This is a genomic window from Sunxiuqinia dokdonensis (genome assembly GCF_001270965.1).
Classification (GTDB): Bacteria; Bacteroidota; Bacteroidia; order Bacteroidales; family Prolixibacteraceae; genus Sunxiuqinia; species Sunxiuqinia dokdonensis.
The window spans coordinates 1-13,133 of the sequence record NZ_LGIA01000040.1 but is presented as its reverse complement, the minus strand read 5'-3'; the positions used below and the strand labels follow the sequence as shown (position 1 = coordinate 13,133).

Below are 13,133 nucleotides of genomic sequence, written 5' to 3'. Positions count from 1 at the left end.
CCGAATATTTCAGGTTCAGGGATAAATTGGCTATTTCAACACCTGCATCGGCTTGCTGGTTGGAATACCTGATTTTTCCGCCTGCGTAAACCGGCTGGGTCACTTCCAAACCTCCGTTTATCAATGTAAGGCTGTTTATATCGATAGTCGTTCCGGGCTTCCATACATTACTCGTTCCGGAGAAATTGCCGGCTATGGCATCTTCTTCACTGTCGGCAGTTTGCAGGAAATAACCGGGCATACTTATCGGGTCCATATTGGGCCGGTGCATTAACGACGATGAAAAGCCAAATTTTGGCAAATGGGCCGTTCTTGCAACTTCCTGGTTTACCTGTGCCTCCTTGTTTTGTAAAGCGGCTGCTTTTAATTCCTTGTTAAATTGAACAGCTTGCTGGCGACATTCTTCCAGGGTCATTACTTTTTGCCCGGTCGCATGATTGGATGTGATTGCAGAAACAAATAGGATGACTGTGCTTATTATTATTATCGATTTCATTTTCTTCTTTCTAAAATGGTATTTATCACTTTTTCTGACCGGCATAATTTGCTATTATTTATTATTTTCAGATTTTTCCAAACTACGTCCGTCAACCTGATACAATACGGTATATAAAACAGGAACAACAACCAGTGTTATGATAGAACCAACCGCCAGGCCAAACATAATTACAACTGCCGTAGAATTAAACATAGAATCTCCAAGCAGGGGCGCCATTCCGAGAATTGTTGTCAGAGAAGCCATCATTACCGGGCGCAAACGCGACAATGCAGAATCTATTGTAGCGGTCAGGCGATCTTTCCCTTCCCTGATATTTTGGTTTATTTCATCGAGCAGCACCACGGCATTTTTAATCATCATTCCAATAAGACCAAGAGCGCCAATAATGCCTGCAAATGTTAAGAATGTTCCTGTTGTTACAAGCCCCAGAACAACGCCGATAAAAGCAGAGGGAACAATAAGGAATATGATAACCGGTTGTTTCAGGTTATTAAATAAACCAATAATTATGATGGCCATTAAGCCCACAGCCAATGGTAAAAACGTAAACAATGCCTGGTTGGCTTCACCTGACTGGGCGGTAGCGCCTTCCCAATTCATTTTGTAACCATCCGGTAATTCTATCGCTTCAACCTTTTGCTGGAATTTGGCCTGAACTTCAGCCGCCGTGTGCCCTTTTACTGTGTTACATTGCGCTCTAATCGAACGTTGGTTATTCAAACGGTTTACAAGTTCATAATCCCATTTAACTTTTAATGTATCGGCTATTTGCGACAACGGGACACTTCCTTTGCTGTTCTGTCCCCAAACCGGGACACTCATTAGTTGCTCCAAGTTGTCGCCCAATTTGATGTCGGTACGCAATACAATCGGCAGCATCCTGTCTCCCTGGTAAACCGCCCCGATGGGCATTCCGTTAGTCGCTACGAGAATTGAATTGCCCATATCAGAGCGGGTCAATCCAAGCGGTTGCGCTTTTTCTACAGAATATTCCGGAACAATCTTTTTTGTCTGGTTTTTCCAGTTATCGGTAACCTCAGTTGCCGTTGGCTCGTCTAAAAAGATTTTCTTAGCCTGGGTTGCCAAATCTTTCAGCACAGCCGGGTCGGGACCTGTAAATTGGGCTTCAATATCGGCATCGGAGAAAGCAGCGCCATATTCCAACACCCTGAAAAAGGCATCGGGATAATTATTGTTCAAATACTTTTGAATTTCGGGAATTATCCCGTTAACCCTGTCCGTAGTTTCGGTTTCAACAATAAAATCGGCATAATTGGAACCGCCTGTAGGCATGTGCCGCAAAAGCAAATAACGGGCTGCCGGCCGGCCGGCTGAGGCCGTTACCGATTTGACGCCATCCATTTTTAAAATATCTTGCTGGATTTGCTGAACATCTTTTTCCACCGTTTTTATATCTGATCCCTGTGGAAGGTAATATTCAATATAAAACTGGTCGTAATCAATTTTCGACATAAAGTCGACTTTCACAAAACGGAATGACCAGAATGCAAAAACCAAAACCACAAATGATATTGCTGTAAATATTAATTTGTGACGTATTCCCCATTTCAGAAATCCCTCAAAACCCCGGTAAAACTTATTGTTATAAGCTACTGCATGTTCTCCTTTCGGACGTTCTTTGCGATAAAAATATTTTGCATTGAAGGGAGTTTGTATCATCGCAAATATCCAACTTAACGAAAGAGAAATAATCAACACGGTAAATAAGGATGACAAAAATTCGCCGGCTGCATTTGGCGACATTCTTAGCGGCAAGAAAGCCAAGACGGCAACAGCTGTGGCTCCGAGCAAAGGCAGCGCTGTTTTTTTCGCTGTGTGTATAAACGCCTTGTTTCGGTCCATCCCCGATTTTAAATCAACCAAGATGCCGTCGGCCACAACAATGGCATTATCTACCAACATTCCCATTGCAAGAATAATTGCGGCTAACGAAACGCGGTGTAAAGGCAATCCAATGGCCAGCATCACAATTAAGGTCCCCATAATCGTAAAAACCAAACCACTGGAAATCAGCAACCCCGAACGCAGCCCCATGGCAAACATCAGCACAACAATTACAATACCGACCGACATTGCCAGGTTCAACATAAAATTACTAACGGCCTTGTCAACACGATCAGGTTGGTAGTAAACCCGGTTAATCTCAATTCCCGCCGGAAGTTCTTTTTGTAGTTCAGTTATTTTTTCATCCAAGCGTTCGCCCAGTTTTACAACGTTAATTCCACTTTCGTTTGAAAGGCCAAGTGTTAAACCAGGTTTATCGTTATAATATAAGGCTTCATTTTTTGGCTCCAGATACGCCCTTTTTACAGCAGCAATGTCTCCTAAACGGAAGTTTCCCCCATCAGGAACCTGAATTAACAAGTTTTCTATTTCTTCTACACTTGTTATTTTTTGTCCAACCCCTACCCGGACAGATTCTTTGCCAACATCAACCGAACCGGGATTAATAATCGCGGTTTCATTTTGAATAGCTGCTGCGATTAACATCGGGTTCACACTTAATCCAGCCAGTTTTTCAGAAGAAAAAACAATATCAATCGTTTGGGTATGCTCTCCAAAAACCTGCGACCGCCGGACGCCGTCAACCCCTAACAATTCACGTTCAACGTATTCTGTATATTTTATCAGTTCTTCGTGACTATATTTATCTGCTGTTACGGCATACAAAATACCATAAACGTCTGCAAAGTCGTCATTTACAATTGGCTCCATGGCCCCCGAAGGCAACGAACCTTTTGCATCATTTACTTTTCGGCGAAGGTGGTCCCAAAGCTGGGGCAGCCGAGGGGTTTTTACTGTTGGTTGAATATTAACCGTAATGATTGACAAACCGGGACGCGAAACAGAAGTAATATCATCGACATTCTCCAATTTCTGAATGGCTTTTTCCAAAACATCGGTAACTTCAAGTTCCACTTCGTGCGCTGTAGCCCCGGGATAAACCGTTACTACCGTAGCCGCTTTAATTGGGATTTCAGCATCCTCCAGCTTCCCGATTTTGTTATAGGCAATAATTCCCCCAAACAATACTGCAAACAGTATCGTTGAGATCATTGCTTTTTGATTTAACAGCTTTTCGAACATTACAACAGCCCTCCAATGTTAGTTACAGAAGGCTTTGATAGCGGCTCTACTTCTTGTCCTTCAACCAGATAATGGACCCCCGCAGTAACAACCTGGTCGCCGTTAGTTATTCCCGATACGATATTTACCCGTCCGTTTGCACCGTCCAATGAAATTTTCACCTGGCGTTTTTCAACTTTACTTGTTGAAGGATTATAAAGCCACACGTATGTATTTGTTTTTTCATGAAAAATAGCTGTGGAAGCAACCGATAGCTGGTTTTCTTCCGACTGGTTATAAACCGTTACTCCCGCCGTCATTCCGGGAGCTACTTTCAAATCGTCTTTATTTTCAAACAAAAATTTAACTTCGTATAAACCGTCCTCCATCGTTTTCTCGCTTACGCTCAGCAACTGTATTGGAAGTTGTTTTATTCCGGCATTGGCAACATTCAAAAGGCTTTTTTTATTACTTCTCACGCTGTTTAACTGGCTTTCTGAAATGGGCACAACAACCTCCAAATGCGAATTGTCGATAATCGAAACGATTGGCGTACCTGCACCAACCGTTTGATAGTTTTCTACGAATTTCTCGTAGATGTATCCCGAAAAAGGAGCTTTCAATTTTGTATCACGCAACTGGTTTTGGGCATTTTCATAAGATGTTTTTGCCATCAGGTATCCCGATTTTATCTTTTCAAAAGTATTCTCCGGAATTTTCTTCTGCTCCACCAACTGTTTGTACCTATTATACTCTCCTTCTGCCTGCTCAAACTGGGCTTTGCTTGTTTCCACCTGAAGTTGGTAATCGCGATCATCAATCCCGGCAATCACTTGCCCTGCATGAACATAATCACCTTGTTTTACATTCAATTTTTCCAATGGGCCTCCTACACGGAAAGAAAGTGAGGTTAAACTTTTTTCCTTGATCTTCCCGTTAAGGGTCATTGTGCTTTGAATAATGTCACCTGTAATTGTTTCTACTTTAACCTTTTTGATTGTTTCGGCCCGGGGCAGGTCCTTTGTGGAATCTTTACAGCCTGACGATACGAAAATTACAACTGTAAGAAAGAGAAAAATGTTTTTGAATTTCATGTTTCGATATTTTGAATGGTTTGTATGCTTTTGTTTTTTTAATGGCTCAAAAATTTGATAGAACTTACTCCTTGGAATCAATAAGATGTCAGTATAATAGAATAATGCTCAGGTTGTCTTCGTCGCCGTAGAAGAAGATTTTATTTTCGCGGGCAAGCCAGCCTAAAGCCATCCTCACCGCCGATCCCCTTAGCATCAAATCTCTTTTGATGTCTGCCAGGGTGCTTTCTCCATTTTTGTCCAAGTACTGCCAGATCCGTCCGGCAGTATTACCGATGTCTGCTTTTATCATGGATTCATTGCTTATTGTTTCTGATCAAAAGTGCCCCTGCAACCATTGGCTTGGTGGATTTTACAGCAGGGGCTTGATTGTTTCCGGTTTTCAAAATTTTTCTATGCCCAATGAGCAAGCGAGTGTTTGCATCATCAATTTTTTTCAGTCAAAAATGACTGCAAACAAATCTCGTCCCTTCAGGTGTAAAATGACCTGATTATTATATACCATCCACCCCAAGGCAAGGCATGCGTCCTGCTCCTGAAGCTCTAATTGTTCTTCAATCTCGCGAAGTGAAGCTTCTCCCTTCCGGTCCAGGTATTCCCATATCTTCTTGGTATTGGCGCTTATTTGGAATTTAATCATGATAATAATGTTTTATCGTTTTAGTTATTTCAGGTCTTATTTCGTAGTCACATTGGCAGCAAGTATTTCTTTCATTGACAATGGCTTTCCCGGTTTTGGCACCTCCTTCTGACTGATGCAAAGCTACTTTCTTGATCGCATGACTGTATTCTATGGCATGCTTTAGCAGTCTGTTCAGGGAGTAGCTTTCCTGGCTTTTCCCGTTTATGGGAGCCAGGAAGAGCCCTGCTGTCAGTAAAGTCAATAATTGCCTCATTTTTCCTTTTATTCAGTTAGTTTCATAAGTTCGGAATAGACCGAACCGTAATGATAAAAAAATAATTGCCTTTGTGGTTTTTCAAAGTCTGTATAGATCGGAATAAAATAGAACTTCAACTGTGAAAAATTAGTTGACCTTCGTGTTTTCCTCCTGAAATTGATCCAGATGATTGACTAAAAACTTCATGCTTTTAAGAATATTCTTTAGGAAAACTGAATTCCGGGAGTTGGGATCTTTTTTCAGTTCAATGATTTTATTGATGATTGCAATGCTTTGATTTATTTTCCGTTCTATTTCACTGACCAAATCATCCATGTCTCCAGATTTAAACCGAAAATAGCGTTTTCTGTCCCCCGGATAAGTGATATATTCAATTACTCCGCGTAATTCCAGGTTTTTCAGCGCATTACTGGCCGTACTTTTGCTGATCTTCATTTCTGCAACAATCTCGTCGAAAGTATATTCTTCTTTGTCCAGTACCATCAGTAATCCCAATATACGCCCCGTTACCGGTTGATACCCTTCTTTTTCGTGTTGCCTCCCGATGAGCTCAATCAGCTCTTTCTGTTTTTGTATTCTCTCTGATTCTTCCATTTTATTTCTAATTGGTGGGTGCAAATATAAGTAAGTTTTTTTAGTTCGCAACAATCCGAACATAATTTGATGTTTTTCTCTAATTAACAATCTTGAGCCGTGCTGTTTCGATCGCTGCATCAGTGGACTGTAGTTCATTGCATCCTCGGGCTGTCGTCCACGCATTTCAATAAACTCCTGATAGTTCGCCTTTGCTTCGGCTGTTGTGATCCCGGATCCTTTGCGGGTCATATACTCAAAAATTTCACTCTCTGTTACCGCTTCATACCCGGTTCCCTGGGCACAACAGTCGTCAGCATCTTCCGTCATCGGATTGTCCATTAAATAATACTTGATTTTCATACTGCATTAATTTTATGGTTTATAATTAGAAAGAGATGTCAGTACAATAGAATGACACTCCAGTTATCTTCGTCTCCGTACAAGAAAATTTTATTTTCGCGGGCAAGCCAGCCCAAGGCCATCCTTGCTTCAGATCCTTTTAGCAGCAAATCTTTTTTGATGTCAGCCAAGGTGCTTTCCCCTTTTTCGTCCAGATATTGCCAGATCCGTCCGGCATTGTTACCGATGTCTGCTTTTATCATGACTTCATTGTTTTAATAAACCTGTTGCGCAATGGCCTGTTTGTAATAAACCTGCCGGATTTGATAGGTGCTTTTGGCATCGACCAATCCATCCTGTGCCTCCTGAAAAATAGCCTGGGCTTCGAGCAAGTCAGATGTCGAGAGGATCCCGGCCTCGTAATTGTCGGTGATCACCTGGAGGTGTTCGCGGGCTTGTTCGGCCAGCGATTCGGCCACACTGATCTGTTGGTAGCTCTCGGTCAGTTCTTTGTATGCCCTCTCCATTTGCAACTTCATTAATTCCGATTTTTCGTTCAGGTTGTTTCTGGCCACATCAATTTTAATTTCATGCTCCTTTAACTTATGCGAACCTCCCCACCAGTCGGAGATCGGGATGGACAAGGTTGCAAATGCAATTCCGTAGGTATTTTGCTCATCGGCAAAATCCAGGTATTGACCTTGTACACCAACAGCTAGTTGCGGTAAAAACTCGCCACGGGCCAGGCGTTTTTGCAAGATCCCTGCATCGACGGCCTTGTTCAACAGTTGGTATTCACTTCGGTTTGCGAGGGCTGTTGCAGGCGGTAGGTACAACACTTCAGGCATAACGGTACTAAATGCAGTATCCTGTAATTGAATATTCTCTGAATATTCCAACCCAATGTGTTGGCACAGGGCCATTTTAACCAGCGAAATTCCATTTTCCAATTTCAGCTCGTCAGCTTTTGTTTCATTTATTTTGAGTTGAATCTTCAGCAAATCGCTTTTTTGAGTCAAGCCGGCGTCGAATGAAACCTGAACGTCTTTTAATAAGCTGTTAAGAAGGGCCTTATAGCTCTCCAATGTGCTTCTTTTTGCCTGCAACGAAACCAGCGACCAATAGAATTCTTCGGTTTTCACCACAACATCGCGTGTACTGAGGTTCAGCGTTTCTTCGCTCACTTCTTTGCCCAGTGTGGCAAGTTTATAACCCGAGCGGATACGGCCACCTGCATAAACCGGTTGTGTGGCAGTAAGCATTCCCACATTCATATAATCCAGTGCTTTTAATTCCAGTCCCGGAACATAGGCGTATTGCGTGGCCGAGGACAAATTTTCCAGGTTGCCGTCATACACCGGCAAATTCATTTCCGGGGTTTTGATGTCAATCAAATAATCGTTGGCTTGAAATGCAATCGCCTGGGCATTCACTTTAGGAAAGAAATTGGTGAAAGCATTCTTTTCAATTTCTTCCGACTCATTGATCTTCATCCGGGCTTCCTTTAACCGCTTATTATTCTCGATGGCATAAACCTTACACGAATCGAGCGTTAACAGTTGAGCCGATACAGGCAAGGCTCCCAGTCCCGCGATCAACATAAGCAAAATATATCGTTTCATTTTTGTTTTCATTTTGAATAGATTAAATGGAGGCAAGTTCTTCCTTGTTAGGTCCGCTGCCCGAAACTTTCCAATACAGTACCGGGAGGACCGTCAGTGTAAGCACCATGCCCACGATCAGTCCAAAGCAGATCACTGCCCCCAACGGCCCCCACAGCGGCGATCGGCTGACAATCATAGGTACAACACCCATTGCCGCCGCCATGGCCGTTAGAAAGATGGGCCGCATCCGGCGTTTCCCCGCGGCTATGGCTGCCTCCTTGTAAGTATGGCCTTCGTGAGTTACCAAGTGCATGGCGTAATCGACCAGGATGATACCGTTACGGACAACAATGCCTGCCAATCCCATAACGCCGATGAAAGAAGTCATCCCAAAAGGGTAGCCGGTAAGCTTTAACCCCAGGGCGGCACCCAAGATACTCATCAGCATGGTTGACATGATCAGCAAGGCCCGCCGGGTTGTTTTAAACTGGATAATTAGAATGAAGAAAATAATTAAGATGCTAGTCGCCAGAGAGTAGCTGAGCGGAATCATGTTTTCGATGGATGCTTCATCGTCACCCCCATATTCCAGCCAAAGGCCAGCGGGCAAGTTCAATTTATCAATTTTGGGTTCTATCGCCTTAAGGACTGTTGAAGGGATGTAACCGCGTTGAACATCAGCTTTTACGGTAATGGTACGCACGCCGTTCCGCCGGGCAATGCGTCCTTCGGTCCATTCGGGTTGCAGGGAGGCAATTGAACGGAGTGGCAGTGATTCCATCGTCAAGGGAGACGACACGTAATGATTTTCCAGGTCATCGATATTGTCACGCTGGTCTTCCGCTTTCAACAGAACTACGCTTACCGGGTAGTCGCCTTCCCAAATGGTTGTTACGGGAAGGCCATCCAGCGACGTCATTAATGATGCAGCAACCAGTGTTTTGGCGTATCCAAGCTGTGAGGCCTTATTCCGGTCAAGCTGAATGCTGATTCCCTGCCGCATTTCGCCCCAGTCGTTTTGTACTAAGGTAATGCCGGGACTGGCTTTGAGGATTTGTTCCACTTCTTCGGCCGTTTGCTTCAAATCAACCAGGTTGTCGCCTGAAACGCGCACTTCAATTGGCGCTTCAAAATCTTCAAGCGCCAGTTGTTTCCATTTAACAACCGCTTCGGGAAAGATATGGCTGTATTTTTCGGAGTATTCGTGCAATATTTCAATGGTTGCTTCATTCGAGATCGTGTTGACCATTAATTGTCCAAAATTTTTGGCAGGCATGTGCGGAGCATACAAATCGTTGAAGCGGGGGGAGCCTGTACCTACAAAACCAGCAACATTGGTTACACGTTCATCTTGTAAAAGCAACTTTTCCAAACTGTCAACCACTGCTTCTGTCTTTTTTAGAGAAGATCCTTCGGGCAAATAGATCTCAACCGGAAACTGGCTACGTTCCATGGCCGGAAATAGTTTTTGGTCCACGCTCATAAAGATCAAAACTCCTAAAATGACCGACAAAGCTCCTAATGCCAGTGTTGTTTTAGCATTTCTGAAAGTCCAGTCCAGCATGGAATCATAAGTATTCTGAACCCGGTCGAGAAAACTTTTTTTATCATTTCCGCTTTCTGACTGTTGTTTGTGCAATCCGTTTTTGATGAACACGTAACACATGAACGGCACGAGAAAAATTGCCACAATCATGGAAACTCCCAAAGCAATGCCAATGGTTAGCGGAAAGGTGCCAATGAAATCGCCGCCCATTCCAGCCAGAAAAAGCATCATGGGAAAGAAAGCCACAATAATAGCGGCTGTGGCCGACAGTACCGGGATGAACAATTCGGTCGCTGCTTTCCAAGCAGCATCCCAAGGTCTTTCATGTTGGTCGAGCTTTTCAATGTGGCTGTCGATCACCACAATAGCATTATCGACCACCATCCCAAGCACCACGATCAAGCCAGCCAGCGACACAATATGTAGTTGAATGCCTACCAGTTGCATAATACCGAGTGTGATCAATACTGATACCGGAATGGTGGCACCAGCCACTGCAGCAACGCGGAAAGGCAATAAAATCATGGTGACTATAATCACAGCCAGGATAGCCATGAGAAATTCAACCATAAAATGTGAAATGGAATGATCGACCACGTCAGGCAGATCGGAAATAATGTTGATTTTTACGTCATTGGCTGTTTGATCGGTGAATTTTGCCAATGTTTCCTTCACATCGTTGCCGAATTGGACAATGTTGTTGCCTTTTTGCATTTCGAGCGAAAGCAGCAAGGCGTTGTTACCATTGTTGCGGATATAGCTGTCCGGGTCTTCATACTTCCGTTCAACATAGGCAATGTCTTTTATCCTGACTATATTTCCTGTCGGATCAGTATAAATGATCTGGTTTAGCAGATCGTCTTCCGACTCAAAACGTGGAGGCAAATGAACCGGAAGAACCAATTGTCCGTTATCCAATTCGCCCGAATAAATCAGCGATTCCTGGATTTTAAACGAGGCAAAGATTGTGGTAGGATCCACATTGTATTCATTTAGTTTTTCCTGCCTAAGGCGCACGTAAATCTTTTCATGCTGCGTTCCATACCGTTTTATTTTCGAAACGGAACTGATCTTCCGGATATCAGACTCCAAATCTTTCAACACTTCTTCCAGTTCGCGGTACGACTTCTTTTCCGACGACATGGTAATCAGCAGGGCCGAAGTGTCGCCAAAATCGTTGCTTCCAACCAGGGCAAGCACCCCGGTTGGCAGCTGCATTTTCATTTCTTCCAATCCATGCCGCAACTTCGACCAAAACTGGTCGGCATTCCGCACATCGTCGTTCAATTCCACAAAAATCGTCATCATGCCTTGGCTGGAACTGGACTGGGTCTTTTTTTTGTTGACTTCTTCGTAACCGAAAATGTAGTTCTCAACGGCTGTTGTCAGTTGTTCTTCCACCTCAAGCGAAGTAGCGCCAGGGTAAATTCCCACAACAACTCCTTTCCTGATGGTAAACTCAGGGTATTCGCGGCGGGGCATATTTTTTAGTGCAAAGATTCCGAGAACCATCATGCACAGTACAAATGCCAGGATAATCTGCCGGTATTTCATGGCAGCTTCCACCAAATTTATTTTTTTCATCGTGTTTCCATTTAAAAAGGATAGCCCAAACAACTCGAAGTGCGTAAGAGGAATCGGGGACTCAGGGATTGTTGTTTGGCGCTGTCCTTTTATATTGTTAGTTGAATTTGATCATCGAATTGTCGGATAACTTGTGCTGCCCTTCAACTACAAACCACTCACCCGGACTAAGTCCGGCCATAATACAAAGTTGGTTGTTGATGATTCCTGAAGTTTCGATTGTCTGCCGCTTTGCCCGCTTGGATTGTTTGTCAACAACAAACAGGTAGTTGCCATTTTGCGCGTCTTTCATAACCGATTGCATGGGTACCAGCAAACCCGGCGTACTCCCCTCAACCGGCATTTCGATTTCGCATACCATCCCGGGCCTGAGGGTCATGTCATGATTCGGGATTTTCAGTTTTACTTCGAAGGTCTTTGAAATCTGGTTGGCTACCACCCCAACTTTATAGACAACAGCTTTGTATTCCTGGCCGTTCAAAGCCGAAAAGCGCACGGTGGCAATTTGTCCTTTTTGTATTTTATTGATTTCTGTGTCAGGCACCGAAATGCGTACCTGGATATCATCGGCCGAAATCAGTTTAAAAGCACTTACTCCAGGCATCACATTGACTCCCTCTTCAATGTTCCTGACGCTGATCACCCCGTCTTCGGGCGCCATGACCATGCAATTTTTCAAAGCTTCCTTTGCAATATTTGCTGACGAGTTGGCTTGTTCAAGCTTGGCCTTCACTTCTTCCCATTTTATTTCTGGCAAACTGCCATTGTCGTACACGGTTTTCAGCCGGTTATAAGCATCTTGTGCCTGTCTCTGCATCGATAAAGTCGCATCGTACGAACTTTGTACCGAAGTTTTGTCCAGCTCAGCCAGCACTTGCCCTTTGCGAACCTGGCTTCCTTCATCAACATAGATGCGGGCTACTTTCCCGGGTAACTGAAAGCTTAACGGGATGGTCAGGGCAGGCTCCGATATGCCGCTATATTTAAGCATAGCCCTGTCGCTTTGTATTTTTGCCTCAATAACTTTCACAGGGATTGCAGTTTCCTGACTTTCCTTGGCGTTTTCTGCTTGCTCATTCTGTGAGCAACTCGCAACCAGCAATCCAATCGTTAAAATAAGAATCTGTTTTTTCATTGTTACATATTTGTTCGTTCGAAATACTATATTAGTTTTTTAGTCGATTTTTGACATAAAAAAATGCCTAACCCAAATCATCATTTCATATATTAAAGTCCTTCCAATTCTAGTCATTAAAACTATAGTGGTATTTTAGTCGACATTTGATAAAAATTAACAAAATATTTTAGGGGTGACCAGGTTTACAATCCGGATCATCTTCTCTTCATTGTAAAAGCCGTCCTTCTCAATTCCATACTGAACAAGGCCATAAAACGAGGCCAGAAGCATTTCTGCCAGCCAAGGAATATCCTCTTTAGCAGTTTCCTTAAATTCACCGGAATCAAAACCGTCCTCCAGAATACGGACAATATAAGCCTGCTCAAATTCCATCATCTTGAGAAATTGTTTTCTTGCTACTTCCTTTGAGCTACTTTCCTGCTTTATCACTCGGTAAATGTTCACTTTATTAATGGCTTCCTTATGAAACTCCAGCACATAAGTATTGATCTTATCAATCATGCTCCTATGTTCTTCCACCTTGTTCTTGACATGCCTTCTCAGATTAAGCATTTCCATTTGGATCACCGCATCAAAAACCTCTTCCTTGCTTTTAAAATAATGGTAAAGTGTACTTTTGGCTTTCCCGCATGCGGCTGCTATTTCATCCATGGTAGTTTTTTTTAACCCATACTGCTGAAATAATTGTTGTGCCTGAGTCAAAATTTCATCTTTTATAATCTCATCTTTTTCCATCATAAATGCTATTTAGTTAATCCTTATGAACT

The 13,133-nt window shown here is 43.2% G+C and carries 12 protein-coding genes; all 12 read right to left on the bottom strand.

Annotated elements, in window-relative coordinates; translation table 11 throughout:
• A partial coding sequence (locus tag NC99_RS04330) for a TolC family protein (RefSeq protein ID WP_162231142.1) occupies positions 1–496 on the bottom strand: 496 nt, incomplete at its 3' end.
• A 54-nt stretch (positions 497–550) separates the two neighbouring features.
• The gene (locus tag NC99_RS04325) at positions 551–3,607 is read right to left on the bottom strand and encodes an efflux RND transporter permease subunit (protein ID WP_053180232.1); all 3,057 of its coding nucleotides are present in this window, start codon (positions 3,605–3,607) and stop codon (positions 551–553) included.
• The gene (locus tag NC99_RS04320) at positions 3,607–4,680 is read right to left on the bottom strand and encodes an efflux RND transporter periplasmic adaptor subunit (protein ID WP_157624436.1); all 1,074 of its coding nucleotides are present in this window, start codon (positions 4,678–4,680) and stop codon (positions 3,607–3,609) included. The genes NC99_RS04325 and NC99_RS04320 overlap by 1 nt, the downstream gene beginning before the upstream one ends.
• Positions 4,681–4,768: 88 nt before the next feature.
• Positions 4,769–4,972, bottom strand: coding sequence for a winged helix-turn-helix domain-containing protein (locus NC99_RS04315; RefSeq protein WP_053180228.1), 204 nt, complete (start codon positions 4,970–4,972; stop codon positions 4,769–4,771).
• 144 nt (positions 4,973–5,116) lie between these two features.
• On the bottom strand, positions 5,117–5,320 hold the full coding sequence (locus NC99_RS04310; protein WP_053180226.1) for a winged helix-turn-helix domain-containing protein: 204 nt from the start codon (positions 5,318–5,320) through the stop codon (positions 5,117–5,119).
• Positions 5,313–5,576: a hypothetical protein gene (locus tag NC99_RS04305; protein WP_053180224.1), complete on the bottom strand. Its 264-nt coding sequence runs from the start codon at positions 5,574–5,576 to the stop codon at positions 5,313–5,315. The genes NC99_RS04310 and NC99_RS04305 overlap by 8 nt, the downstream gene beginning before the upstream one ends.
• 129 nt (positions 5,577–5,705) lie before the next feature.
• Positions 5,706–6,515 (bottom strand): GbsR/MarR family transcriptional regulator, encoded by an 810-nt coding sequence (locus tag NC99_RS04300; protein ID WP_053180222.1) that lies wholly within the window; start codon positions 6,513–6,515, stop codon positions 5,706–5,708.
• Positions 6,516–6,553: 38 nt separating this feature from the next.
• Positions 6,554–6,757 carry a winged helix-turn-helix domain-containing protein gene (locus tag NC99_RS04295; protein ID WP_053180220.1) on the bottom strand — a complete coding sequence of 68 codons (204 nt, stop codon included), beginning with the start codon at positions 6,755–6,757 and terminating at the stop codon, positions 6,554–6,556.
• A 12-nt stretch (positions 6,758–6,769) separates the two neighbouring features.
• Complete coding sequence (locus NC99_RS04290; protein WP_162231141.1) at positions 6,770–8,116, bottom strand: TolC family protein; 1,347 nt, start codon at positions 8,114–8,116, stop codon at positions 6,770–6,772.
• A gap of 22 nt (positions 8,117–8,138) precedes the next feature.
• Complete coding sequence (locus NC99_RS04285; protein WP_053180216.1) at positions 8,139–11,228, bottom strand: efflux RND transporter permease subunit; 3,090 nt, start codon at positions 11,226–11,228, stop codon at positions 8,139–8,141.
• A gap of 97 nt (positions 11,229–11,325) precedes the next feature.
• Complete coding sequence (locus NC99_RS04280) at positions 11,326–12,363, bottom strand: efflux RND transporter periplasmic adaptor subunit (protein ID WP_053180214.1); 1,038 nt, start codon at positions 12,361–12,363, stop codon at positions 11,326–11,328.
• Positions 12,364–12,519: 156 nt separating this feature from the next.
• Positions 12,520–13,104, bottom strand: coding sequence for a TetR/AcrR family transcriptional regulator (locus tag NC99_RS04275; RefSeq protein ID WP_053180212.1), 585 nt, complete (start codon positions 13,102–13,104; stop codon positions 12,520–12,522).
• Positions 13,105–13,133 lie beyond the last annotated feature (29 nt).